The organism is Ralstonia sp. TCR112 (assembly GCF_007997035.1).
GTDB lineage: Bacteria > Pseudomonadota > Gammaproteobacteria > Burkholderiales > Burkholderiaceae > Ralstonia > Ralstonia edaphi.
This window is the reverse complement of sequence record NZ_VOSS01000075.1, coordinates 90,985-115,751: the sequence shown is the minus strand read 5'-3', so window position 1 is coordinate 115,751 and position 24,767 is coordinate 90,985. Positions and strand designations below refer to the sequence as shown.

At 64.0% G+C, this 24,767-nt stretch carries 29 protein-coding genes, 1 tRNA gene and 1 riboswitch; of the genes, 8 read left to right on the top strand and 22 right to left on the bottom strand.

The genetic code is table 11. From position 1 onward, the window contains the following. Positions 1-195: 195 nt before the first annotated feature. Complete coding sequence (locus FUT88_RS17555; protein WP_147216991.1) at positions 196-834, bottom strand: peroxiredoxin; 639 nt, start codon at positions 832-834, stop codon at positions 196-198. Positions 835-1,116: 282 nt separating this feature from the next. Between FUT88_RS17555 and FUT88_RS17550 the strand changes: the two genes are divergently transcribed. From FUT88_RS17550 to FUT88_RS17540, 3 genes are all read left to right on the top strand, one after another. Continuing rightward, entirely contained in the window at positions 1,117-1,443 is a 327-nt protein-coding gene (locus FUT88_RS17550) for a YqjD family protein (RefSeq protein ID WP_004629476.1), read from the top strand. A 143-nt stretch (positions 1,444-1,586) separates the two neighbouring features. Beyond that, the gene (locus FUT88_RS17545; RefSeq protein ID WP_147216989.1) at positions 1,587-1,964 is read left to right on the top strand and encodes a phage holin family protein; all 378 of its coding nucleotides are present in this window, start codon (positions 1,587-1,589) and stop codon (positions 1,962-1,964) included. After that, positions 1,961-2,488: a DUF3318 domain-containing protein gene (locus tag FUT88_RS17540; protein ID WP_147216988.1), complete on the top strand. Its 528-nt coding sequence runs from the start codon at positions 1,961-1,963 to the stop codon at positions 2,486-2,488. Before FUT88_RS17545 ends, FUT88_RS17540 begins: the two co-directional genes overlap by 4 nt. 72 nt (positions 2,489-2,560) lie before the next feature. On the opposite strand, the gene FUT88_RS17535 is transcribed toward FUT88_RS17540, so the two are convergent. Then, entirely contained in the window at positions 2,561-2,926 is a 366-nt protein-coding gene (locus FUT88_RS17535; protein WP_147217001.1) for a hypothetical protein, read from the bottom strand. Between the two features lie 310 nt (positions 2,927-3,236). Here FUT88_RS17535 and FUT88_RS17530 point away from each other — a divergent pair, with 310 nt between their 5' ends. Genes FUT88_RS17530 through FUT88_RS17520 form a run of 3 tightly spaced genes read left to right on the top strand, consistent with a single transcriptional unit; the run spans position 3,237 to position 5,180 of the window. Beyond that, entirely contained in the window at positions 3,237-3,911 is a 675-nt protein-coding gene (locus tag FUT88_RS17530) for an ATP-binding cassette domain-containing protein (protein ID WP_147216986.1), read from the top strand. Further along, on the top strand, positions 3,908-4,717 hold the full coding sequence (locus FUT88_RS17525; protein WP_147216984.1) for an ABC transporter permease: 810 nt from the start codon (positions 3,908-3,910) through the stop codon (positions 4,715-4,717). Before FUT88_RS17530 ends, FUT88_RS17525 begins: the two co-directional genes overlap by 4 nt. Position 4,718: 1 nt before the next feature. Further along, positions 4,719-5,180: an NUDIX hydrolase gene (locus tag FUT88_RS17520; RefSeq protein WP_147216982.1), complete on the top strand. Its 462-nt coding sequence runs from the start codon at positions 4,719-4,721 to the stop codon at positions 5,178-5,180. Between the two features lie 11 nt (positions 5,181-5,191). Here the strand turns inward: FUT88_RS17520 and FUT88_RS17515 are convergent, their stop codons facing one another. The 19 genes from FUT88_RS17515 to ydfG all read right to left on the bottom strand — a co-directional run bounded on the left by FUT88_RS17515 (position 5,192) and on the right by ydfG (position 21,774). Beyond that, positions 5,192-6,106: a TauD/TfdA dioxygenase family protein gene (locus tag FUT88_RS17515; RefSeq protein WP_147216980.1), complete on the bottom strand. Its 915-nt coding sequence runs from the start codon at positions 6,104-6,106 to the stop codon at positions 5,192-5,194. A gap of 89 nt (positions 6,107-6,195) precedes the next feature. Next, positions 6,196-7,368, bottom strand: a complete 1,173-nt coding sequence (locus FUT88_RS17510) for an acyl-CoA dehydrogenase family protein (RefSeq protein ID WP_147216978.1) — start codon at positions 7,366-7,368, stop codon at positions 6,196-6,198. 101 nt (positions 7,369-7,469) lie between these two features. Then, complete coding sequence (locus tag FUT88_RS17505) at positions 7,470-7,955, bottom strand: nucleoside 2-deoxyribosyltransferase (protein WP_147216976.1); 486 nt, start codon at positions 7,953-7,955, stop codon at positions 7,470-7,472. After that, on the bottom strand, positions 7,952-9,016 hold the full coding sequence (locus FUT88_RS17500) for a LacI family DNA-binding transcriptional regulator (protein WP_147216974.1): 1,065 nt from the start codon (positions 9,014-9,016) through the stop codon (positions 7,952-7,954). The genes FUT88_RS17505 and FUT88_RS17500 overlap by 4 nt, the downstream gene beginning before the upstream one ends. 79 nt (positions 9,017-9,095) lie before the next feature. Further along, positions 9,096-10,070, bottom strand: a complete 975-nt coding sequence (locus tag FUT88_RS17495) for an NAD(P)-dependent oxidoreductase (RefSeq protein WP_147216972.1) — start codon at positions 10,068-10,070, stop codon at positions 9,096-9,098. A 4-nt stretch (positions 10,071-10,074) separates the two neighbouring features. Continuing rightward, positions 10,075-11,355: an MFS transporter gene (locus FUT88_RS17490; protein WP_147216970.1), complete on the bottom strand. Its 1,281-nt coding sequence runs from the start codon at positions 11,353-11,355 to the stop codon at positions 10,075-10,077. A 58-nt stretch (positions 11,356-11,413) separates the two neighbouring features. Continuing rightward, complete coding sequence (locus tag FUT88_RS17485) at positions 11,414-12,403, bottom strand: sugar kinase (protein WP_147216968.1); 990 nt, start codon at positions 12,401-12,403, stop codon at positions 11,414-11,416. Between the two features lie 29 nt (positions 12,404-12,432). Beyond that, a complete protein-coding gene (locus FUT88_RS17480; RefSeq protein WP_147216966.1) occupies positions 12,433-13,203 on the bottom strand; it encodes a sugar phosphate isomerase/epimerase family protein in 771 nt (256 codons plus the stop codon). Positions 13,204-13,482: 279 nt separating this feature from the next. Beyond that, positions 13,483-13,558: transfer RNA gene (locus FUT88_RS17475), tRNA-Lys, on the bottom strand. Positions 13,559-13,610: 52 nt separating this feature from the next. Then, the gene (locus tag FUT88_RS17470) at positions 13,611-14,726 is read right to left on the bottom strand and encodes a YeeE/YedE family protein (protein WP_147216964.1); all 1,116 of its coding nucleotides are present in this window, start codon (positions 14,724-14,726) and stop codon (positions 13,611-13,613) included. 6 nt (positions 14,727-14,732) lie between these two features. Continuing rightward, positions 14,733-15,407 (bottom strand): 7-cyano-7-deazaguanine synthase QueC, encoded by a 675-nt coding sequence (gene queC, locus FUT88_RS17465; protein ID WP_147216962.1) that lies wholly within the window; start codon positions 15,405-15,407, stop codon positions 14,733-14,735. 162 nt (positions 15,408-15,569) lie between these two features. Next, on the bottom strand, positions 15,570-16,355 hold the full coding sequence (gene ybgF, locus FUT88_RS17460) for a tol-pal system protein YbgF (RefSeq protein WP_147216960.1): 786 nt from the start codon (positions 16,353-16,355) through the stop codon (positions 15,570-15,572). 68 nt (positions 16,356-16,423) lie between these two features. Further along, on the bottom strand, positions 16,424-16,945 hold the full coding sequence (pal, locus tag FUT88_RS17455) for a peptidoglycan-associated lipoprotein Pal (RefSeq protein WP_009238838.1): 522 nt from the start codon (positions 16,943-16,945) through the stop codon (positions 16,424-16,426). A gap of 29 nt (positions 16,946-16,974) precedes the next feature. Then, on the bottom strand, positions 16,975-18,279 hold the full coding sequence (tolB, locus tag FUT88_RS17450) for a Tol-Pal system beta propeller repeat protein TolB (RefSeq protein WP_147216958.1): 1,305 nt from the start codon (positions 18,277-18,279) through the stop codon (positions 16,975-16,977). 66 nt (positions 18,280-18,345) lie between these two features. After that, positions 18,346-19,374 carry a cell envelope integrity protein TolA gene (gene tolA, locus FUT88_RS17445; RefSeq protein WP_147216956.1) on the bottom strand — a complete coding sequence of 343 codons (1,029 nt, stop codon included), beginning with the start codon at positions 19,372-19,374 and terminating at the stop codon, positions 18,346-18,348. Positions 19,375-19,411: 37 nt separating this feature from the next. Next, positions 19,412-19,846, bottom strand: a complete 435-nt coding sequence (gene tolR, locus FUT88_RS17440; RefSeq protein WP_004629515.1) for a protein TolR — start codon at positions 19,844-19,846, stop codon at positions 19,412-19,414. 12 nt (positions 19,847-19,858) lie between these two features. After that, positions 19,859-20,551 carry a protein TolQ gene (gene tolQ, locus FUT88_RS17435; protein ID WP_004629517.1) on the bottom strand — a complete coding sequence of 231 codons (693 nt, stop codon included), beginning with the start codon at positions 20,549-20,551 and terminating at the stop codon, positions 19,859-19,861. Beyond that, the gene (gene ybgC, locus FUT88_RS17430) at positions 20,548-20,952 is read right to left on the bottom strand and encodes a tol-pal system-associated acyl-CoA thioesterase (RefSeq protein ID WP_004629519.1); all 405 of its coding nucleotides are present in this window, start codon (positions 20,950-20,952) and stop codon (positions 20,548-20,550) included. The genes tolQ and ybgC overlap by 4 nt, the downstream gene beginning before the upstream one ends. A gap of 69 nt (positions 20,953-21,021) precedes the next feature. Then, positions 21,022-21,774: a bifunctional NADP-dependent 3-hydroxy acid dehydrogenase/3-hydroxypropionate dehydrogenase YdfG gene (ydfG, locus tag FUT88_RS17425; protein WP_027677961.1), complete on the bottom strand. Its 753-nt coding sequence runs from the start codon at positions 21,772-21,774 to the stop codon at positions 21,022-21,024. Between the two features lie 138 nt (positions 21,775-21,912). Beyond that, a riboswitch (ZMP/ZTP riboswitch) is annotated at positions 21,913-22,042 on the top strand. 134 nt (positions 22,043-22,176) lie between these two features. Between ydfG and glyA the strand changes: the two genes are divergently transcribed. Next, positions 22,177-23,424, top strand: a complete 1,248-nt coding sequence (glyA, locus tag FUT88_RS17420) for a serine hydroxymethyltransferase (protein WP_027677962.1) — start codon at positions 22,177-22,179, stop codon at positions 23,422-23,424. 134 nt (positions 23,425-23,558) lie between these two features. After that, a complete protein-coding gene (gene nrdR, locus FUT88_RS17415; RefSeq protein WP_004629525.1) occupies positions 23,559-24,023 on the top strand; it encodes a transcriptional regulator NrdR in 465 nt (154 codons plus the stop codon). Between the two features lie 76 nt (positions 24,024-24,099). Here the strand turns inward: nrdR and FUT88_RS17410 are convergent, their stop codons facing one another. Beyond that, complete coding sequence (locus FUT88_RS17410) at positions 24,100-24,738, bottom strand: hypothetical protein (protein ID WP_147216954.1); 639 nt, start codon at positions 24,736-24,738, stop codon at positions 24,100-24,102. Positions 24,739-24,767: the final 29 nt, after the last annotated feature.

Here is a 24,767-nt window from a genome sequence, read left to right as displayed (position 1 = left end):
CGGTTTTGTTTGCCTGAGAACCGGTTCAGGATCCGTAGCGAGCGGGCCGAGGTCGGTCCGACAAGCGCAGCCGACCATGGGTACGGCGGGCATCACAGGGCCAGGATCGGCCCGCGCAGCGCGGTCCTGAGCCGGTTCCAACGCAAAAAACGCCCGGCACAAGGCCGGGCGGCAATCACACTACCAAGGAGACGGTCACTTGTTGGGCTGCGGCGTCAGGCGCAGATACGGCCGCACTGCCTTGTAGCCCTTCGGGAATTTCTGCTTGAGGACTTCCTCATCCTTCAACGACGGCACGATGACCACGTCGTCGCCGTCTTGCCAGTTACCGGGGGTGGCGACGCTGTGGTTGTCGGTCAGCTGCAGCGAGTCGATCACGCGCAGCACTTCATTGAAATTGCGCCCCGTCGACGCCGGATACGTAATCGTCAGGCGAATCTTCTTGTTCGGATCGATCACGAACAGCGAGCGCACCGTAAAAGTCTCGCTCGCATTCGGATGGATCATGTCGTACAGCTGCGAGACCTTGCGATCGGGGTCGGCAATGATCGGGAAGTTGACGCTCGTGTTCTGCGTCTCGTTGATATCGTTGATCCAGCCCTTGTGCGACTCGACCGAATCGACCGACAGCGCAATCGCCTTGACATTGCGCTTGGCAAATTCGTCCTTCAGCTTGGCGGTCAGGCCCAGTTCGGTGGTGCAGACCGGCGTGTAATCGGCCGGGTGCGAAAACAGCACGCCCCAGCTATTGCCCAGCCACTCATGGAACTTGATGCGGCCTTCACTGGAATCCTGCTCGAAATCAGGGGCGATATCGCCCAAACGTAGAGACATCGTGTCCTCCATACACAGATTGGGAACCACTATAGCCAGATTGCCATCCAACCAAAACGACTATAAATTCACAACAACATCACTTTTCGTCATTAGGCGCGGCATTTGCTGGCAACAGGGTGGAAGGCGTGCGCACATTGCCGGACAATGACCAAAGCCTTGATCCATCGCAGTGCGCGCGACGCGAGCGCTTGAAGTTTCGCGGCGCCCACACATATGCTAGCGAATAAGCGCGTCGACATATTGACGATTGAACTACCCGCCGACACCGAGGACCCGACCATGACAAACACTTCCCCCAACCTGGCCGATTCCGTCAATAAGGAGAAACTGATGACCGACGTGAAGACTGTACTGTCCGACGCTGAAACCCTGCTCAAACAAGCTGCGTCCACCAGCGGCGAAAAAGCCGCGGAACTGCGCGAGCGCGGTATGGGCATGCTCCGCCAAGCCAAGGAAAAAGCGCAGGACCTGCAAGACGCGGTCGTCCACAAGAGCAAGGCTGCCGCACGCGCTACCGACGACTACGTCCACGATCATCCGTGGCAAGCCGTGGGCGTCGCGGCCGGCGTGGGCCTGCTGATCGGCCTGCTGCTCAATCGTAAGTAACCCGTAGCACCCTTTCTGGCCGATGGCGCGCACCCTGTGGATCGCGCCATCGGCCAGTTGCATTTTGGCGGTTCCATTCCGGGCATGGCGCGTGCTGTGTTGGCAATAAACGCCATCTGCCTCGCACCCCCTTTCCATACCTCATGACCGACGACACCAGCCCAAAGCTGTTCGCTTCCATGAAGAAACTGGCCGGCACGGTCGTCTCGATGCTGCAGACGCGGCTCGAGCTGGCGAGCGTCGAGCTGGCTGAAGAAAAAGAACGGCTGCTCGGCACCGCCTTCCTGGGCATGCTGGCCGTAAGCCTGATCGCCCTGTCCATCATGACGCTGACCGCGCTGGTGGTCATTCTCTGCTGGGATACATATCGCTGGCAGTCTCTTGCCGTGATGGCAGCGCTGTATGCGCTGGGCGCGGCAGCGTGCCTGTGGAAGGTGCGCTCGCTGCTGCGCAACGCACCGCCCCTGTTCGAGGCCACGCTTGCCGAAATCGACAAAGACCGGGAGATCCTGCGCCGATGACCGATTCGACCCAACATGCCCCGTCGCCCAGCACATCCGTGAACGAACCCGCATCGAGCGCGCGACATCATGTGCGGCCGTCGCGCCGCGGCGCTGAAACCCGTCTCCCGTTGAGCGTTCGCAAGGAATTGCTGCTGACGCGCGCCGCGCTGGAGCGCTACGACTACGCCCAAGCCCGCAACGATGTACATCGCGCTACCAGCCGCACGTTCAGCCTGGGCGGGCTCGGGGCGTTGCTGCCGAGCGTCATCCGCCCGCTGGCGCGGCCGAACAGTCTGATGCGAACACTGGGTATTGCACGCGAGTATCCGCTGGTCGGCACCGCGCTGTCGCTCGCGTATGCAGCATTGCGCCGCACCGTGATCGGCCGGATCACACGCAAGCTCGGCAAGGTGGGCATCGTGGCCGGCGCCGCTTGGTGGGGCTACCAGAAATGGCAGGAAGCGCAAGGCAAAGACGCGAGCCCTTCAACGGCGGCGTCTGACAGGGATACGGACGAGATCATCCCGGGCAGCACCTCCTGAACTTCCTGAGAACGACATGCCCAGCAAAAAGGCCGGAACGATCCGGCCTTTCTCGTTTGCGGCGGCGCAATATCAGTGCAGCGGGATCGGATGACGCATACGCTCCCACCGGCGCGCCATGCTCTGGCGCAACCCGGCGAGCCCGTGCGGTTGCCCAGCGGGGCTGGCCTCGGCTTGGAGCGGCTGCGCGGCCATCTCGGCACCATGCACGCCACGCCGCCGGCCCTGCCACATCAGCACGCCGCTGGCGCTCCAGCCGATCACGAAGAGCGTGTCCCCAACATGCCGAAGAGAATCGGGCGACGTACCCGCATGGAAAATGGCGCCGAGCATATCGGGAGGCAATTCGGCGCAGATCCAAAGGAAAATTGCCGGCGCAGATGCAAAGACTCCCGGCTGCCACCACGGGTGGGCAACTTGCACTTTGTCGGTCTCCATGGCGCCCTCCATCGCTTCTTCTAGTGATGTTTCGATCCTATGCCCCGTATGCGCAAATGGCGAGCCGCCCGTCGCTGAATGGCATGTCGGATTCGTCTGACATCGGCCACTGGAGAGCGCATTCGGGCTGATACGTTTGGGCTAAGGGCGATTCCGCATGGCACGCGGATGGCGTCACGACGCGGAGGTGGCGCGCGCGTTCACTCACACGCCTACGATTACGGAGGAAGGCCTGTGCCCGGCGCTCATATGCATAATGCATAAAAGCGGCGCATTGATGCCGTACCGTCCGCAACACACTCGTCCGACCATGCTGGCCGCCACCCGCCTCCAACGCCGCGATGTACGCACCGGTATCACGCTGCTGGAACCGGCCACGTTCTCTGTGCAGGCCGGCGACCGGATCGCGCTGACCGGGCCATCCGGCGCAGGCAAGAGCGTGCTGCTGCGCGCGCTGGCGCTGCTCGATCCGCTCGATGACGGGCAGGTGACATGGCATGGTCAGGTCATCAGCCCGCGCGCGGTGCCCGCCTATCGGTGTCACGTGGCGTACGTGCGTCAGCGCCCCGCGCTTCTGCCCGGTACGGTCGGAGACAACCTGCACATGCCGTATCACCTGCGGGTGCGGCGCCACGGCAAGGGCTTCGAGCGCGACGCCGCCATCGCCCTGCTTGCGGGTGCGGAGCGCGACGCGACCTTTCTCGACAAGAACGCCGCCGATCTTTCCGGCGGTGAAGCGCAGATCGCAGCGCTGGTCCGCACGCTACAGACAGGGCCGACCGTCCTGCTGCTCGACGAGCCTACGGCGGCTCTTGACCCCGCCTCTGCGCGGGCGATTGAAGCGCTGCTGCAGCATTGGTTTGCGCAGGCGCCAGACCGGCATGCGTGGATGTGGGTGACGCACGATCCGGCGCAAGCGGCGCGCATCGGCCGGCAGCACTGGAAGATGGTTGCCGGGACGCTCGACACGGAGCCCACCCGATGAGCGGGCAGGACCTCTCGCTCTCCGCCTGGCAGGTCGGCATTGCGGCCGCGCTGATCCTCGTGAACGGCGCGCTGTCGATCAGCCTGGGGCTTGGGCTGGAGCGACGCCTGGCGTGGGCCGCCGTGCGCACCGTCGTGCAATTGCTGGCGGTAGGCTTCGTGCTCGAATGGGTCTTCGCCCATGCGCATTGGGCGGTGGTGCTCGGCATCGTGGCCGTCATGACGCTGATTGCCGGGCACGCGACCGGCAGCCGCGGCGCGCGCAGCTATGGGGGCTTGCGGCTGGACGGAACGTTGTCAGTCTTCGGCAGCACGTGGCTGATCGGCGCGATCGGTCTGGTGGTCGTCCTGCATGCGCGCCCGTGGTACGAGCCGCAATACGCCATCCCGATCATGGGGATGATTCTTGGGAATACGCTCACCGGCGTGGGCCTGGCCCTGGAGCGCATGACCGGCGAGTTGACTGCCACGCGCGATCAGGTAGAGACCATCCTGGCGCTGGGCGGCACGCGCTGGGAAGCGGCGCGCAATGCAGCACGTACCGCCGTGCGCGCCGGCATGACACCGATCATCAACCAGATGACCGTCGTGGGCGTGGTGAGCTTGCCCGGCATGATGACGGGCCAGGTGCTGGCGGGACAGTCTCCACTGGAGGCCGTGCGCTACCAGATCGTCATCATGTTCCTGCTGGCGGCATCTTCGGGGCTTGGGACGGTCGTGGCCGTGCTGCTGGCCTATCGCAGGCTGTTCAGTCCAAATCATCAATTGCTGACGGCGCGCATCACCCAACGCCGCGGAGCCAAATAGCATGCCGATCGCCCTATCCTGCGGCCTCGTGCTGCTCAACGAAGACGGTGAAGTGCTCCTCGCCCACGCCACCGAGACGCGCCACTGGGACATCCCCAAGGGCGCGCCGGACCCCGGCGAGGACCATCGCGACACCGCCCTGCGCGAGACACGCGAGGAGACCGGCCTCGTGCTCGACAGCCATGCGCTGATCGAATTGGGCCGGTTTCCATATCGCCGCGACAAGGAGTTGCACCTGTTCGCCGCACGCCTGCGCCGCCCCGAAGTCGCACTCGACACGCTGACCTGCACATCGATGTTCAACAGCTATCACACCGGCCGACTCATCCCCGAGATGGACGCATACCGCTGGGCCACGGCGGACGAGGTGCCGAAGTATGCGAGCCAATCGCTCGCGCGGCTGTTTGCACAGACGTTGACGCTGGCGAGCATCGATGCCCGCCTCGCCGAGGCCGGGCTGTAGACGAAGCGCGCCTAAACCGGCACGTCGCCTTCGATGGTGGTGCGATGCAGCGTGCGCCGATACTTGTCTGGGCAGCCCGGCGCGAAGTGGATGGTGGAGCGGTTGTCCCAGAACAGCATGTCGCCGGGGCGCCACTGGTGCGTGTAGACGTTGTCGGCGCGGACGCTGTGGGCGAAGAGTTGCTCCAGCACGCTGGTGCTCTCGTCTTCCGGCAAACCCAGGATGTGCGACGTGAACCCTTCGTTGACGAAGAGCGCACGGTTGCCCGTTTCCGGATGCGTGCGCACAACGGGGTGATCGACCGGCGGCACGGCATCACGCTGCGCTTGCGTGAGCGGCGGACGCCACGTCGACAGCGCGCGCAATCGCTCATAGCGATACACATACGAATGCACCGCACGGCGGCCTTCGATGATGCGCTTGAGATCGGCCGGCAGCGTTTCGTAGGCGCGCACCATGTTGGCGAACAGCGTGTCGCCGCCCTCTTCCGGCAACTCGCGCGTGAGCAACATCGAACCGAGGCTCGGCAGCGGCTTGTACGAAAGGTCTGAATGCCAATCCCGCCCTGCATCGCCCAAGCCGATCGGCTTGCCGTTCTCGACCACGTTGGAGACGACCAGGATTTCCGGATAGCCGCTCAGGTGAAACTGGTTCAGCACATGCACCTGCTGCGGGCCGAAGCGGCGGCTGAACGCCACGTGTGCCTGCGGCGTGAATTCGACGTCACGGAAAACCAGCAGGCCGTCATGCGCGAGCCAGGCTTGGCGGATGGCGGCGATGTCTGCGTCAGACAAATCGGCTGCTTCGCGCAGGCCCAGCACCTCTGCGCCGAGCGGCGCGTCGGGCAGACGGCGAATGTGGAATCGGGCCGTGTGAACGGCAGGAGCATCCGTGGCAACAACGGCGGCAACAACGGCGTCGGACATGATGTAAGCGCGCGGCAATAGACGAATTTCACATTACACCGCTCGGCCCCGCCGCGTGCCAACGAAGGAATGTGCAGATCGATAGGCGCTTAGCCGTAGATGGTGGCGTCGGGCAGGATGCCTTCCAGCGCGTAGCGGCCGATGGCGCGCAGCTTGTAGTCGAGCGGGTCGTGCAGCGTATGCGTGCGCGCGTTGCGCCAGAAGCGGTCCAGCGCGAGCGCGGCCTTGGTCGAGCGTGCGCCCGTCGCCTCGAACAATTCCTGGGCGACGAACAATGCGGCGCGATGTGCCAATACCTTGGCTTCGGCCGTAGCGAGCGACACTTCGGCACGCTCCTCGGCGCTGAGCGCGGCGCCTTTGCGCCATGCGCGGTCCAACCGCTGGATGGCGCGATCGGCCAGCGCTTCCGCAGCCAGCCATTGCACGCGCATCTCGCCAAAGCGGTGAATTTGGTACGGGTCGTCCGCCGCGCGCTCCACGCCCAAAGTGATCCACGGCCGTGACGATTGCAGCGTGTGCTTGCGCGCCTCGTCCAGCGCGCCTGCCGCAATGCCGGTGTAGAGATTGACCAGTACGTTTTGCGCGATACACGAACGCAGGGTTTGAGATGGCGTGAGGACGGCCTCGGGGCGCACCAGCACTTCATCTTCGCTGACCTGCACATGCCGGAATTGCACGGAGGCGCTGTCGGTCTGGCGCTGCCCGATCGGATGCCAGTCATCCCGCACCGTGATGCCGTAGCGCGCTGTCGGCACCACCGCCACAACGGGGTTGCCGCTGGCCGCGTCGTGGGCAGACACGACCATCACGTCGGAGCCGAGCGTGCCGGAACAGAAACCCTTTTCGCCATCGAGCAGCCAGCCGCTGCCCGAGCGCTGCGCACGCAGGCGATGGTCGAGCGGATTGACGGCGTTGCCCCACCACCAGCCCAGCTCGGCGGTCGGACGCAGGAAGCGTTCGCGCTGCGCGTCGGAGCCGTACAGATAGACGGTTGCGGTTTGCAGATACTGGAAAGCGAGCAGGTGCCCAAGGGAGCTGTCGACTGCGGCGATGGCGCGCACTGCGGCAAAGGCATCGGCCCAACTGACGCCGCTTCCGCCGTATTGCGTGGGAATTAACAGCGGCAGCAGGCCCGCTCGCGCAATCGCAGCCTTCTCGTGCGCGGCATGACCCCCGTGCTGGTCACGCTGCGCAGCGGTTGCCGCCAACTCAGCCAGCAGATGCGTCAGGTCGGGAAGTTGATGCAGATCGTCGAGCTTCATGCGTTTGCCTCGCGTCGGAGACGCCATCCGGTGCACGCACTATACGGACGGCGCCTACCGCCTTGAAGGAAGCAATCCGCATACGCATATCCAGCGCGCGACTATGCGTAGTGCGCCCGCATGCGCTCCAGGCACGCGCGCACATCGCCCACGACGAGGTGACAACTGCACGCGATCATGAGGTTGCGCGGCAAGCCGAAATCTTCCACGGCCCAGCCGTCCGCATCGTTGCCGTTTGTATTCGGCACCTGCGCCAGGAGCGGCGCGGCGGGCACGTGATAGCACCACACGTCTTTGCCGCGGGCGATGGCGTAGCCGATTTCGAAGCACGTGCCGGAATCGGGCTCGTGGCCGCGGAAGTCCGCTACGTTGGCGAGCACGGCGTCAGCTGAATCGATCAGCGCGATGTTCTGGCGATAGATCTCCGCAGCGGTCGCGGCGCCGTCAGCCTGCGGGGCGATCGTGTTGTCAAGCGGATACAGCCCGATGAAGCCGAACTCAGCGCACAGCGCCTTAAGGGCTTCGCCGTGCGCCACGGGCTCGGGACGGAAAACATCTGGCCCCGCGAGGTAGAGGTGCAACGTCATGACGCAGCCTGAGCCGATTGCGCCGTCGAGGCACGTTCGACGAGCGTACCGGGCAGCAATACGACACGGGCATCGCCGCTCGCACCTTCGATGCGTTCATGCACGAATTCGACGGCCTTGTAACCGATGTCGTATGTCGGTTGCCGGATCGTGGTGATGCCGATCAACTCCGCCCATTCCGGATCGTCGATCGACAACAGCGCCGCACGCTCCTGCCAGGCTGCGCCGAACTGCGTGTGCAGATGCCGTGCAACGATGAGCGCAACCGGCGCGTTGGCAACAAACAGCGCCAGTCGTTCTCCGCCACGCTGGTACACCGCATCGACACGCGTGTCGATCTCGGCCAGCGCCCGCTCGACCGAAGCTTGATCGTTAGGGTCCAGCACCACCGTGGGCGGCACCGAACGCCCCCGTGCTGCCATCGCCTCCCGAAAAGCGCGTTCGCGCTCACGCCGAGAACTGACCTGCTCAAACGGCTGCACGATGAACTGGATGGCATCGAAACCATGCTCCACCAAATGCTGCACGCCTAGGCTGACGGCGCCGCAGTTGTCGAGCCCCACGAGGTCGGCGTCAAACCCTTCGACCGTGCGATCCACCAGCACAGCGGGAATACCGCCACCCCGTAAGGGTCGCAGCACAGCCTCTTCTGCCCCGAGCGCATTGACGATCAGGCCTTCGACCCGGTACGTCGTCAGCAATTGAACGAAGCGGCGCTCCATCTCGATCTCGTTTGCGGCGTGGCAGATGAGCGGCATGTAGCCCAGCGCGTGGCAAGCGGCCTCGACGCCCTGCAGGACTTCGATCGTGTAAGGATTGGTCAGGTCGGCCACGAGCATGCCGAGCAGCCGGTTGCGGCCGCGCTTGAGACCGCGCGCCATCTGGTTGGGCCGGTAGTTCAACCGCTGGATGGCGGCTTCGATGCGCTGTCGCAGATCTTCCGAAAGGACTTGCATCTCGCCGTTCAGATAGCGCGACACGCTGGTCTTGCCGGTTCCCGCTTCGCGGGCCACGTCGGTGATGGTCGCAGGGCGCGAGGAAGAGGATGGGGAATCAGTCACGATGCGCTTCAGAACGGGCCGTCGGCGCGAGGGGCCGGCGCCAGGGTGCGAGGATCATAGCGCAATCCCGGCACGCGGCTCACTGGGCGCGAGCGGGCTCCAGCACCTGCGGATTGACCAGGTTCTCACGCAACGTACCGGCCAGCGCCTTGATCAGGTTGTCGGCCGCGCAGCGCGCCATGGCGTGCCGAGTCTCGTGCGTTGCGGAGCCGATATGGGGCAATGCCACAACGTTTTTCATCGCCAGCAGCGGCGAGTCGGCCGGCAGCGGTTCGTGCTCGAACACATCGAGCCCCGCGCCGCGGATCGTGCCGTTGCGCAATGCCTGGATGAGCGCCGCCTCGTCGACGACGGGGCCACGCGAAGCATTGATGAGGATCGCACCGGGCTTCATCTTTGCCAGTTCCGTCGCGCCGATGAGGTGGTGCGTTTCGGGCGTCAGTGGCACCTGCAAGCACACAAAATCCGATTCGGCCAGCAATGTGTCGAGCGTCACGCGGCGCGCGCCGTACTGCGCTTCGGCCTCGGGATGCGGATGCCGGTTCGTGTAAAGCACACGCATCCGGAAACCCAGCGCGGCACGGCGAGCCAACGCCGCACCGATCCGACCCAGCCCCACGATGCCGATCGTCTTGCCTTGGACATCCGTGCCGTAAAGCTCCGGCCCGATGCTGCGCTGCCAGTTGCCGGCCCTGACCCACTCGGCCAACTCCACCACGCGACGCGCCGAGGCGAGAATCAGCGAAAACACGGTATCGGCGGTCGACTCGGTCAACACATCCGGCGTGTGTGCAAGCGCAATGCCGCGACGCGTGAGATCGGGCACGTCGAAATTGTCATAGCCGACCGAAATCGTGGACCACGCCCTGAGCCTTGGCGCGCAGTCGAGCATCTGAGGCGTGATCTTCAGGCTCGCGCCGATTGCGCCCTCGGCGTTGGCAAGCGACTCGGTCAACGCCGCGGCACCGTCAACCTGCACGAGTTCGACGTGCTCGCGCAACTGGGTCACAACATCGTCAGGCAGCGTCTTGTAGGCAACGACAAGCGGTTTCATCAGTTCATTTTCCTGGGACAGGGTTGGCAAGCGGGTAAGCGTCACGCGGTTGCGGCTTGACGCAAAGCGTGAGAACCACGGCTGCCAGGAGCGCAGCGCTCATGAAAGCGTACGACGCCAGCGGCGAGCCCGTGGCACCGTTCAGATAGCCAACGAAGTACGAGCCGACAAACGAGCCGAGTGCACCCATGCTGTTGATCAGCGCCATCGCGCCGCCCGCGACGTTCTTCGGCAACAGCTCCGGCACGATCGCGAAGAACGGACCATACGGCGCATACATCGCCGCGCCGGCAATGACGAGCAGCGCGTACGACATCCAGAAGTGCGTTGACCCGAGTCCATACGATGCAGCAAACGCCGCAGCACCCACCAGCAGAAACGGCCAGACGAAACCGCGCCGCGACCCCACCTTGTCCGACGCCCACGACGCGGCGAGCATCGCGATGGTGGCCGCCAGATACGGCAGCGCCGACAGCCAGCCCGTCTCGACCATGCCGAGCGATGAGCCGTTCTTCACGATGGATGGCAGCCACAGCACGAAGCCATAGACGCCGATGCTCCAGCAGAAGTACTGCGCGCACAGCTTGATGACGACCGGCGAGCGGAAGGCCTCGCCATAGTTGCGCATCGGCTTGATGGCGGCCTGCTCCGCGGCCAACGCTTGTTCCAGATCGCGTTTTTCCTGGGAGCTCAGCCAAGGCGCTTGCGCGGGCTTGTCCTGCACCAGACACCACCAGCACACGGCCCAGATGATGGCGGGCACGCCCTCCGCGATGAACATATGGCGCCAGCCAAACTCGCGCACGAGGTAGCCCGACACCACCGACATCCACAGCACCGTCACGGGATTGCCGAGAATCAGAAACGTATTCGCGCGCGAACGCTCCTGCTTGGTAAACCAGTTGCTGATGTAGATGAGCATCGCGGGCATGACGGCCGCCTCAACCACGCCCAGCACAAACCGGATCGCCAGCAGCGAGGGGATGTCACTGACGACACCCGTGAGCGCGGCGCACAAGCCCCATAGCACGAGGCTGATGAACACCAGCTTCTTCACGCTCCGGCGCTCGGCATAGATGGCGCCCGGAATCTGGAAGAAGAAATAGCCGAGGAAGAACAGCGCGCCGATCAACGACGACAGCCCCTGGCTGATCCCCAGATCGTGATTGATGCCGGCCGCCGCCGCAAAACCATAGTTCGCGCGGTCGAGGTAGGCAAGGCTGTAGGTGATAAAGACGATCGGCATGATCATCCACCAGCGCCGCGCAGCAAGTTGCGTTGCCATGTTCGTGTCTCCTTTGATGGTGTGCGTTGCCCGCGAGGGCTGCAGTCGAAACGCTGCGTTAGACGCTGGGAATGGATTCCGGCTCGCACCCCAGGCGGGCCGTTTGTTCGAGTACCTCGAGCGCAGCGCGCGTCGGCAGGCCTTCGGAATCGCCGATCACCTGGATCGCCAGCGCGCCAATCCGGTTGCCGCGCGCAACGGCCTGCTCGGCAGACAACCCTTCAAGCAGCGCGCTGACTACGCCCACCGCAAAGCCGTCGCCCGCGCCGACTGTGTCGACAACGCGCTCCACACGCACGCCGTCGGCAACACCTTCCGCGCCATCAGCGGTTTGGTAGTAGGCGCCGGCAGCGCCCAACTTGATGGCAACGCCGCGCGCCCCTCGGTCCAGATAGAAACGCGCGATGTCAGCCGGAGTGTCATAGCCGGTCAGTTGCTGCCCCTCAGCCAAACCGGGCAGCACCCAATCGGAAAGCGACGCCAGAGCATTCAGCGTGCTCGCCATCTCCGCCGCGGACGGCCATAGCGTTGGGCGCAGGTTCGGGTCAAAGGAAATCGAGCCACCGGCCGCACGCATTTCCCTCGCAAGGTGAAATGCAAGCTCGCACGACGATGCAGAAATTGCGGGGGCCACGCCCGTCAGATGCAGATGGCGCGCGCTGAGCACGTAGTCGGCGACATAGTCGGCGCGGGAGAGGCGGCTGGCAGCCGAACCTTTGCGAAAGTACTCGACACGCGGGTCACTGCCATCGTCGGCGCGCGACTTCAGCTGGAAGCCCGTCGGATATTGCGGATCCACCGCTACACACGAGGCGTCGATCCCTTCGCGTGCCAGCGTTTCCAGCACATATTCGCCAAACGAATCCTGCCCCACCCGGCTCATATAGCCGACGCGAAAACCGAGGCGGCTCAAGCCGACAGCGACGTTCAGATCGGCACCGGCGATCCGCTTGGTGAACTGCGTGGCCTGCGCGAGCGGCCCGGGCGCCGTCGCCACGAACATCGCCATGGCTTCGCCGTAGGTGATGACATCCAACGTATGCGACATGCGTAAGCTCCTTTGATGTCGAGTCACCGTCAGGCGGCCTTGAGCCACATGACATGTTGATGGGCGTCCGCGGCGGGATCGACCGCGTTGAACGGAAATTCGATGCCGCGCGGAACATCACTGGGCAGCGCGGCCAGTACCGCGGCGAATCGCGCATCGTTGCCCGCAGGCGCCACGGCAAAGCGACGCGCGCCCTCTCCCGCGACACTCTTGCAATGGATGTATTCGACGTACGGCGCCAACGCCTGCGCGCATGCGAGCGGCGTTTCGCCAGCCCACTCCCAGTTGCCAACGTCGAACGTCATGCCGAGCATGTCGGCCGCGCCAGCCTCTTCCAATGCGGCGAATAAGCCTCGGAACTGCGACAGCGACCCGCCCACCGCCTGCTGACCGTTCTCAACAAGCACCCGTGCGCGCCAGCCTTGCAACAGTTGAGCCAGCGCCTCCGGCGACGCATCGTCGGCAAACCCGCCGAGCTGGAACTTCACGATGCGCGCGCCCAAGGTTTGCGCTTCGGCCAGCGCGCCGCGAATGGCGACCGCGTCCAACGTGCCGTCGTGGGAGTACAGCGTGGCCGGCGTCGAGTAGACCGCCCACAAGCCGTATGCGGCCACCAGGCGACCCAGGGCAGCCAAGACATCTGCCGATACCGTGCCGTCCAGCCCAGCGGGCAACAATTCACGCCGCACCTCGAAGCCGGCAGCGCCGACCGACGCAGCGAGGGGAACATAGGCGTGATGCCCCTGCTCAAGCACCTGCGCGGCGCCGAACGCGCTCGCCACGATCACGATATCTGTCATTTGTGCGTTTTTCTCCGTATGGAACCGGTTCCAATGGAAGATATGGTGGTGTCTGCGGATGATGAACGCTATAGAGGAAATCCCTAGCGGCGGCCGGAGAATGCGACCCGCCAGCCATTTGATCCGCGGTGGCGGGGCGATGGCGCCCTCGGGAAGGCACAGCAGAGCTGTGGAAGTGGAAGCTCGGCCACCCAGAGCCGAGGAAGATGGCGATCGTGCGCGCGCACGGCCAAGCCCAAACAAAAAGGGCCGACAGTCGCCTGTCAGCCCTTCGAATTTTGGTGGGTCCTGCGGGATTCGAACCCGCGACCAATAGATTAAAAGTCTACTGCTCTACCGACTGAGCTAAAGACCCCAAAGACCGCGATTATAGGGAGATACCCGCGATTCTGTCAACGCCCCTCAGGTCAGACAAGCCGCTCCATCCGCCACATCTGGTAGCGAAACGCCAGGACCGCGCCGATCACGATACCGGCCAGCGCGATGAACGAGCCGATCGCCAACGTCGATACGCCAGACAGCCCTTGCCCGATCGTGCAACCCAGCGCCGTGACGCCGCCGATGCCCATGAGGATGCCGCCGATGATGTGGTTGCCCGTGTCCTCGGCATTCGCAAAGCCTTCCCAGCGGAACGTGCGCGTGACCAGCGCCACCGCCGCCGAGCCTGCAATCACGCCCAGCACGCTGACGATACCGACCGTCAGCACCTTCGATGTATCGCTGAAGAACATCAGCCACTCCAGCGTGTACGACACCGGCGCCACGAAGCTCAGCGCTTCCATGCGGCCGCTGTTGGTCGCCACGAACGCTTCCTGCAGCGTGTTCGGATCTTCCTGCACATAGCCGAGATGCCCCGAGACATACCACATGCCGACGATGACGAGGCCAACGCCGATGCCGCCCAGCAGGTTGTCACCCGTGCGGAAATCGCGCCCCAGCAGCGCCCATAGCGACAGCGCCCCGCCGACCACCAGCGCCAGCACCAGGCGCAGCATGCGCACATCGGCGGAGAACGCGTGGCCCAGCACACTCGGCAAGTCCTGCGACGTCGGCAGCGCAACGGCTACGCTGTCCACGGTTGCCACACGCACCACGCCAAACACGCCCTTGAGGGTCATGTACGCCGCGAGCCCCAGGAACACGAACACCACCACCGACTTGAGGTTGCCGCCGCCGATACGCACCAGCGTCTTGCTGCCGCATCCCGAGCCCAGCACCATGCCGAATCCGAACAGCAGCCCGCCCACGAGCGACGACAGCCACAGCAGCTTGCTGGCCGTGTAGATCGTTTTGCTTGTATCGATCAGGCCAAGCCAGCTCAGGCACCCCGTGCCGATCATGGCCACGCCGATGGCCAGCGCCCACATGCGCAGCCGGTTCCAGTCGCCGATGTTGATGACGTCGGACACCGCGCCCATCGTGCAGAAGTGCGTGCGCTGAAGGATCGCGCCAAACACGAACGTCAGCGCAAACGTGCCCCACAGCACCGTGTGGGACAACGTGTTGAGATCGATCTCGGGCATGGTGCGTCAGGCGTAGCGGGTGGGGTCAGGCACGCCGGCAGCTTCAAACCCGGCCTTGCGGATGCGGCACGAATCGCACACGCCGCAAGCGCGGCCGGCGTCGTCGGCCTTGTAGCAGGACACAGTCAGGCCGTAGTCCACGCCCAGCTGCACGCCGGCCTGGATGATCTCCGCCTTGGTCATGTCGATGATGGGTGCGTTCACACGGATGCGCTCGCCTTCCACGCCGGCCTTCGTCGCCAGGTTGGCGAGTGTTTCGTACGCGGCAACGTATTCGGGGCGGCAATCCGGATAGCCGGAGTAGTCCACGGCATTCGCGCCAAAGAACAGGTCACGTGCGCCGACCGCCTCGGCCCAGCCGAGCGCCAGTGACAGCATGATGGTGTTGCGCGCCGGCACATACGTGATCGGGATGCCCGATTGCGCACCGTCGGTCGGCACGTCGAGCGCGTCGTCCGTCAGCGCGGAACCACCGAACTTGCGCAGGTCCAGATCGACGATTTCATGGCGCACAGCGCCGAGCGCCGCCGCTACTTTCTTCGCCGCCTCTAGCTCGGACGAGTGCCGCTGGCCGTAGCGCATCGACAGCGCGTAAGTCTCAAAGCCATCGGCATTGGCCATGGCGAGCACGGTGGCAGAGTCCAACCCGCCGGAGAGCAGGACGATGGCGCGTTTTTTCATGGGCGAAGCCTTGCAAAGCGATTCGGGAAGGCCCGCATTTTAGCGTGCCACCGCCCTGCGCGCCCCCGCTGCCGCATATGGACACCATTTGACGCCCCATGAAAAACGCCCGCCGGTGAAGCCACGGGCGGGCGTCTGTTCACATGCCGAGCGGCCTGCCGATCAGCGCATCGTCTTCAGCCGGCTTTGGGCGGTCTTGGCCTGCTCGGTACCGGGATACTGCGAGACCACAGATTCCAGCGTCTTGCGCGCAGCCGCCTTCTGGCCCGACTCGCCCTGGTTGGTCGCCACCTGCAGCAGCGCATCAGGCGCCTTCGGATGCTGCGGATTGCTGCGCGCCATGTTCTCCAGCACGTAGCTCGAGCCCTTGTAGTCACGTTGCGCATAAAGCGCATTCCCCAGCCAGAACTGCGCCAGCGGCAGATACGGGCTTTGCGGATACTTCTTCACGAACGCCGAGAACTGATTGCCCGCACCCTTGAAGTCGCCACCCTGGAATGCCTTGAGCGCAGCGTCGTATTCCGGCTTCTCGTTCGGCTGGACCATGCCTTCGCGGCCGTCCACCGTCGCTTGCTGGGGCTCGAACTTCTTCAGGCGCGCATCGAGGTCGGCGTAGTAATCCTTCTGCTGCTTGGTCAGCGTATCGACGCTGTTCTGCAGGACTTCGTTCTGCCCCCGCAGGCGCGCCACTTCGGATTTGAGTGTCTCGATCTGGTTTTGCGCGTCGATCAGGTTCTTGCTGTTCTGATCGATGCGCTGGGCCGCCGTCGACTGGAAGTTGTTGAACTTGTCGCGCATGTCGATGATGGCGCGGCGCGCCTCATCGTCGTCAAACACCCCCGCTGCCGCCGGGCCGGCCATGGTGAGGGCGCCACCCGCGACGAGCGTCGCCATCAGGATGGCCCGACGCGTGGCCCCATAAGCGCGCTGTTTCATCATCGTATTCATGTGATTGCCAACGTAAGAACGCCGGCCGCAACCTCGCAGCCGGCGCGTTCCACTTCAAACCGTACCGATCAATAGACGATGTCGGCGCGGCGGTTCTGTGCCCACGAATCTTCGTCGTGGCCGGTCGCTTGCGGCTTTTCCTTACCCAGGCTCACGGCTTCCATCTGGCTGTCAGGCACGCCCATCGACGACAGGGCGCGACGCACGGCCTCGGCACGCTTCTGGCCCAGTGCCAGGTTGTATTCGCTCGTGCCGCGCTCGTCGGTGTTGCCTTGGATCAGGACCTTGCGCTGGTTGTGCGATTGCAGGTAGCGCGAGTGCTGACCCAGCAGACCTTGGTACTCCGGCTTGACCGAGTAGCTGTCGAAATCGAAGTAAATGCTGCGCTTGGCCAGCGGGCTGTTCGGGTCGGTCAGTTCGTCACGGCCCACGTCCACCGGGGTGACCGTGCGGGCATCGGCGCCCGTACCGGCAGCGCCGCCCGTACCGTTCTTGGCGGTGTCATCGAGCTTCACGCCCGAGCTGCAAGCGCCCAGGGCCAGCAGCGCGGCAATGGCTGCAAGTTTGATCATGGTTTGGGACTTCGACATGTCCGATTTCTCCTAGTGGAACAGCTTCGTTATTGCATGAAAGGACCCCACGCCGGCTCACGAACCTCGCCGGCCTGGAGGGAAAGAACCTGACGCGTACGGCCATCGGTCGACACCGCGGCCAACACCGATTTGCCGCCCACGCGCGTGGAATACAGGATGAACTTGCCGTTGGCCGCAAAGCTCGGCGATTCATCGTTCGAGGTATCCGTCAGCGCGTTCACATCGCCATTGGACAAGTCCTGCGTGTACAGGCGGAACGCACCACCCACGCGCGAGATGTAAGCCAACAGCTTGCCGTCCGGCGACACACGCGGGCTCGTGTTGTAGCTGCCCTTGAACGTCACGCGTTGCGCACCGCCCGATTCTTCTCCGTCGACCGACATGCGATAGATCTGCGGGGCACCACCACGGTCGCTGGTGAAGTAGATGTAGCGGCCATCCGGCGAGAACGACGGCTCGGTATCGATCGCGCTGCTGCGGCTCAGGCGGCGCAGGCCCGAGCCATCGGCGTTGACCAGGTAGACCTGCGTATTGCCATCGCGCGAGAGCGACACCGCCACGTGACGACCATCCGGCGACCAGGCCGGCGCCGAGTTGTTGCCCTTCTGGTTCGAGATGACCGTGCGGCGGCCTGCCACCAGGTCATGCACATACACCACCGGCTTCTTGCTCTCGAACGACACATACGCGACCTTGGTGCCGTCCGGCGACCACGACGGCGAGATGATCGGTTCGTTGCTCGTCAAAGCGATCTGCGGGTTGGCGCCGTCCGAATCGGAAATCTGCAGCTGGAACCGGCGGCCGACCTTGGACACGTACGACAGGCGCGTCGCAAAAATACCGCGCTCGCCAATCAGCTTCTGATAGATGTAGTCGGCAATTTCGTGTGCGGCCAAACGCAATTGGCCGGGGCCCCGCGTGAGCGACAGGCCGCCCAGGCTTTCGCCCTTCGCAGTGTCGTACAAACGGAAGCGGATTTCATAGCGGTCGCCGTTGCGGGTCACGGTGCCGCCCACGAAGGCAGCTGCGCCCTTGGACTTCCAGGCGCCCAGGTCAGGCGCCGGGCTTTCCGGCACGACCGCCCCGGCCACATCGACGTTCGAGAAGCGGCCGCTGCGCGCCAGGTCCGCCCGCACGATCGCCGAGAGGTTTTGCGGAGCCTGTGCCTCGCCCTGGAAGTTGGCGATCGCGATCGGGTACTGGCTGGCGCCGACGCCCGAGATCTCCACGTTGAGCTGGGCATGGGCCACGCCGACGCTTGCCGCAGTCAGCAGCAGCGCCTGCGCCGCGCGTCGAAACATCGGGATCCACATCGTTCGCATCATGTTCATCTTCCCTGCTATCAAATCCGGAATCTGAGTACGCTGGCCGGCGCCCCCTTCAGGAGCGCCAACCCGTTATTCCTTCGGCCGGAACGTCAGGATGACGCTCGACGGCGCTTTGCCGTTGGTATCGCGCGGCAGCGGATCGGAGCGTTCGACCGCACGCATCACGGCTTCGTCATAGGCCCCGTTGCCGCTCGATTTCGTCAGGCGCTTGGACAGGATCGACCCGTCCGGCGCCATCTGCACCGACACGACCGCCGACGGATTGCCATTGACAGCCGAAGGATCGAACAGGATGTTCGGCTTGACCTTGGCCCGCACACGCTCGGCATACCCGGCCGACGCCGTGCCGCCCGTGCCCTGCGCATTGCCGACACCGCCGCCGGAGCCCGCCACCGTGCCCGTCGCGCCCGCACCGGCCATCGCGCGCAGCCGATCCAGCTGCGCCTGGCGTTGTGCATTGGCACGCGATTCATTCGCCTTCCGCTCTGCTTCAGCCTTGGCTTTGGCTTCTGCAGCGGCCTTGGCCTTCAATTCCTTCTGCTTTGCATCAGCTTCCGCTTTGGCCTTGGCTTCGGCCTGGGCCTGCAGTTGCGCATTCTTGCGGGCTTGCGCTGCGTCTGCGGCAGCCTTCTCAGCGGCCCTTTCCTTGGCCTGCTGTTCGGCCAAGGCCTTGCGTTGGAGTTCCGCCTGACGCGCCTGTTGCTCTTCCTTCAGACGGGCTTGACGCTGCGCTTCGGCGCGTTCTTGAGCAGCGCGGCGGGCGAGTTCGGCCTCACGGGCAGCAGCAGCTTCCTGTTCGCGCTTGCGCTTTTGCTGCTCCAGCGCGATATCGGCTTCCTCTTCCACCTTGGCCGGCGGCGCCTTGATCACCGGTTCCGGCTTGACGTCCGGCACCGGCGCGGCCTGCTGCACGGCCTGCTGAACCGCCGCCTCGTCCCACAGCTCGGCTTCTTCGCCGCGCGGGGTGCTGCTCTGCCACTGCACGCCAAAGTACAGAAAAACCAGCAGCAGAATATGTGTCAGGACCGCCAACCCGAACGCGCGCAGCGTGCCGCGCTCGCGAACAGGCTCGTAACGGTGCAACGACGTCGTAGCCATGACGTTCAGGTTGCCTCGCCCGGATTCTTCAACGTGCTCATGACGATTTCACCATCAGGCCGACGCGCTTCACGCCATCGCCCTTGAGCACGCTCATCACGGTCAGCACGCGGTCGTACTGCACCGACTTGTCGGCGGCAATCACGACGGGCTGATCGGGGTTTTCGTCCGTGCGCTGCTTCACAAATGCGCGCAGCTCGTTGTTGTTGGCAAGCTTCTGCTCGGTGGCGCCGGAACCCGTCTTGATGCGAGCAAGGATCGTGCCGTCGCCCTTGATGGTCACGACGATGGGCGGCTGGGTCTGCTGCGGCGTGGCGTTGGCCACCGAGGGCAGATTGACCACGCCCGGGTTCACCACGGGTGCCGCCACCATGAAGATGACCAGCAGCACCAGCATCACGTCGATGTACGGAACGACGTTGATGTCAGCCTTGGCCCGTCGGGCGCGGCGCGTTCGCTGGATGGTAGCCATGAGCGCGGCTCCTTAGCGCGTCTGGCGCTGGAGGATGTTCGAGAACTCTTCCATGAAGCTCTCGAAACGGTTGGCCAGACGGTCCATCTCGGTGGCGTAGCGGTTGTAGGCGATCACCGCCGGAATGGCCGCAAACAAACCGATGGCCGTGGCGACCAGCGCTTCGGCAATGCCAGGCGCCACTGCCGACAGCGTCGCCTGTTGCACGTTGGACAGGCCGCGGAAGGCATTCATGATCCCCCAGACCGTACCGAACAGGCCGATGTACGGGCTGACCGAGCCGACCGACGCCAGGAATGGCAGGTGCGATTCGAGCGAATCCATCTCGCGCTGGTACGCCGCCCGCATGGCACGGCGGGAGGCATCCAGAATGGCGCTCGGATCGCCGCCGCCGCGCTGCAGCTCGCGCGCCTTGAGGTATTCGCGCATGCCGGCTTCAAAGATGCGTTCCAGCGCGCCGGTGGTGTGGCGGTTGTTGGCAGCGCTCTGATACAGCGCCTGCAGGTCGCCGCCGGCCCAAAAATCGCGCTCGAACGATTCGGTCTGGCTGCGCGCGGCGCGCAGGGCAAACGCTTTGCGGAAAATGTACGTCCAGGAGAACAGCGACATCACCAGCAGCAGGCCCATGACGAATTGGACCAGGAGGCTGGCGTGCAGCACCAGCGAGACGATCGACAGATCTTGTGTGACCTCGACGGGATTCATGCGGCGGCTTTGATGGTTGCGAGTACGGGAGCGGGAATCGGGGTCGGCCGGAAAGTGAGCCGGTCGACACATCCAACACGAATCGTGCCTGATGCGAGCAAAACGTCGCCGCGCCAGCCTTCCTGGGCGAATTGGACCGACGCGGGGCCGACCCGTTCCATACGCGAACGAATCTGCAGCAGGTCGTCCAAGCGGGCCGGCGCGCGGTAATCCACGGCGGTGCTGCGGACCACGAAAATGGCCCCGGTCGTGTCGGCCAGCGCCTGCTGATCGACCCCAAGCGCGCGCAGCCACTCGGTGCGGGCGCGCTCAAAAAATTTCAAATAGTTGGCGTAAAACACCACGCCGCCTGCGTCGGTATCTTCCCAATACACGCGCAGGTTCCAGTCAAAAGAAGCCATCGGGTAATTTTACCAAGACGCAAGTGACGGCCAGCCATCCACCGACCGGCCGAGGGCTTGCGCTCGAATTCAGGCCATGCCTCGCGTCACGCTGGTGGCCGAGAATGACTGGCAAACGGGCATCAGCTCCATCGCGTTGACATTGAAGTGCGCCGGGAGCGCCGCCATCCAGTAGACGGCCTCGGCGATGTCGTCGGCGGTGAGCGCCTCGGTGCCTTCGTAGACCTTCTCCACACGGGCATCGTCGCCCTTGAAGCGCACGTTGGAAAACTCCGTGCCGGAGCAGAGGCCCGGCTCGACGTTCGATACGCGTACGCGCGTGCCGGTCAGGTCCGCCCGCAAGTTCAACGAAAACTGCCGGACGAACGCCTTGGTGGCGCCATACACATTGCCGCCCGGATACGGGTACGTCCCGGCAATCGAGCCAATATTGATGATGTGACCACGATTGCGTTCGACCATGGCCGGAAGCAACGCACGCGTCATATGCACCAGCCCGGAACAGTTGGTGCCAATCATGCGGTCCCAATCGGTCAGGTCAGCACGCTGGGCCGGTTCGAGGCCCAGCGCCAGACCGGCGTTGTTGACCAGCACGTCGACTTCGCGCCAGCCCTCGGGCAGCGTACCCGGCAGCGCAGCAACGGCATCGACGTCCAGCACGTCCAGCACGAATGGCAGCACGGCGTCACCCAATTCAGCCTTGAGCGCATCAAGGCGGTCCTGGCGGCGGCCTGCCGCGATCACACGATGGCCTTCTCGCACGAAACGCCGCGCGATGGCCGCGCCGAACCCGGCCGTTGCGCCGGTCACGAATACGATCATGGAAGTGTCTCCGGGCCTGAAAAAACGAAAGATCAGAGTTTACCTGAAGCGTTGTGCGGTATTGCACCGCAATGTGCGCGTCTGCACGCCCGCTTCTTGCAGCGGCCATGGGGCTGTCGTACACTCGCGGGCAACCATTCCACCTTGCGCGACTGGCGAATCCTGAAGCTGCTTTGAGCGGCTTCGACATGTGGGCAGCGACCACGAGGAAGCGCAAGGTTTCTGGCGTCATGCACAACGACGCCTGCCGCTCGCCTGGGCAGCGAATGGGAAGCACAGGGTGACTTGGACACCCGCTGCAATCGGCCAACCCCGAGCGCAGTCGTTCAAGCCGCGCGCATGTTTCCCCACGCCTCGCCCGATCTCCGCCATTTCCGTTTCGTTTCAGACCAGACACTCGCCATGTTCGAACGCAGCCGCTATACGATCGACCAGATCGATCCCGAAATCTTTGCCGCCATCCAAAAGGAAAATCAGCGTCAGGAAGACCACATCGAGCTGATTGCCTCCGAGAACTACACCTCCCCGGCCGTGATGGCCGCGCAGGGCTCGCAACTGACCAACAAGTACGCCGAGGGCTACCCCGGCAAGCGTTACTACGGCGGTTGCGAATACGTGGACGTGGTGGAACAGCTCGCCATCGACCGCGTGAAGCAGCTCTTTGGCGCTGAAGCCGCCAACGTGCAGCCGAACTCGGGCTCGCAGGCCAACCAGGGCGTGTTCTTCGCCGTGCTCAAGCCGGGCGACACGATCATGGGCATGAGCCTGGCCGAAGGCGGCCACCTGACCCACGGCATGGCGCTCAACATGAGCGGCAAGTGGTTCAACGTGGTCAGCTACGGCCTCAACGCGCAGGAAGACATCGACTACGACGCGCTCGAAGCGCTCGCGCAAGAGAAGAAGCCGAAGCTGATCATCGCCGGCGCATCGGCATTTGCGCTGCGCATCGATTTCGAGCGCATCGGCAAGATCGCCAAGTCGATCGGCGCGTATTTCATGGTGGACATGGCGCACTACGCCGGCCTGATCGCCGCTGGCGTGTACCCGAATCCGGTGCCGCATGCAGACTTCGTCACGACGACCACGCATAAGAGCCTGCGCGGCCCGCGCGGTGGCGTAATCCTGATGAAGGCCGAACACGAAAAGGCCATCAACTCGGCCATCTTCCCGGGTATCCAGGGCGGCCCGCTGATGCACGTGATCGCCGGCAAGGCAGTGGCGTTCAAGGAAGCGCTGTCGCCGGAATTCAAGGCGTACCAGCAACAGGTCGTGAAAAACGCGGCAGCCATGGCCGAAACGCTGATGGCCCGTGGCCTGCGCATCGTCTCGGGCCGCACTGAAAGCCACGTGATGCTGGTCGACCTGCGCGCCAAGAAGATCACCGGCAAGGAAGCCGAGAAGGTGCTGGGTGACGCACACATCACCGTCAACAAGAACGCGATTCCGAATGACCCGGAAAAACCGTTCGTGACGTCGGGCGTGCGCCTCGGTTCGCCGGCCATGACCACGCGTGGCTTCAAGGAAGCGGAAGCCGTGAAGGTCGCCCACCTGATCGCCGATGTGCTGGACAATCCGCACGACGAAGCGAACATCGCTGCCGTCCGCGCCAAGGTGGCCGAGCTGACCAAGCAGTTCCCGGTCTACGCCTAAGGCATCCGCCGATGGCCGGATCTTCCGGCCACGTAGTACCCTGCCGCGATGCGCCCCGAATTGAATGAGGGGCCATCGCGGCGTTGTTCTTTTAGCGCAGTGCGTTCTTTGAGGTTGCCGAGGAGACCACCGGCATGAAATGCCCCTTTTGCGGCCACGCGGCCACCCAGGTGATTGATACCCGCATGTCGGAAGAAGGCGACACCGTGCGCCGCCGCCGTCGCTGCGAATCCTGCGACCGCCGCTTCACGACCTACGAACGCATCGAGCTGTTCTTTCCGGCCGTCGTCAAAAAGAACGGCAGCCGCGTCGACTACGACCGCAACAAGGTCAAGGATTCCATGCGGCTGGCGCTGCGCAAGCGCCCCGTATCCGCCGAGGCCATCGACGAGGCCATCGCCCGCATCGAAGAAAAACTGCTCAGCCACGGCGAGAAGGAAATCGGCAGCGACCGCGTGGGAGAGCTCGTGATGCGCGAACTCAAGCGGCTGGACAAGATCGGGTACATCCGGTTTGCGTCGGTGTATCGGAGTTTTGAGGATCTGGCAGAGTTCCGGGATGTGCTGGATGAGGTTGCGGCGACGAATGTGCGGAAATGAGATTCCCGCAAAGCGCCCGCACTCTATTCACAATCATCGGGTTTCCCGTTCGGTCAGCCACTCGACCGATCAAGCATCAAGAAGACGCCGGTCGGTTGCTTTCGCTCGACGGTTCAATCTGGAACTCCAGGTCCCTTACCGCAGCAACGTCCGCTCCCATGCGCTTAGCGGGAACAAAACGTGTCTCCATGAGGATCAAAGCCAATCTAGCTGCGGCGGCACGATTGTCCTCACTGGCGCGGACGATTTCAGCGCGCACAACCGCACCATCAACACCGATATAGACGCGCAATGTTATCGGCGATGCGTTCGCGACTAACGCCATCACGTCCAGAAGTTCAAGGGTGCTAGCCGGCAAGGCTTGGCGGTCCACTTCCGTCGACGCATAAAACCGCATCCCATCGACCTTCTCCGAAGGAGAAAACTGAGGTGGAGACACTTCCGACCGGCGGCTTGCGCTGCCAGAGACGCTAGGTTTCAGAGACAGGACACTCCTCTGCGGCGATGAAAGGGCTGCAGAATCGATAACTCCGCTTCTTCGGCCGGCTGCGCTGGCGCTTTCACCCGCCGGGGCCTTCGGCAGGCCAACGAACAATAGCCGAAGGCCTGCCTGACCTTCGGCTATTGCCGCTTGAGGCTTCCACACGCTGACAACATGCAGGAAAGCCAAATGGGCCGCCACTGCAACAGCGCAGGCGATCCAGCCGCGCCTCATACTACCTATTCCGTATGGGCGCTTAGCGC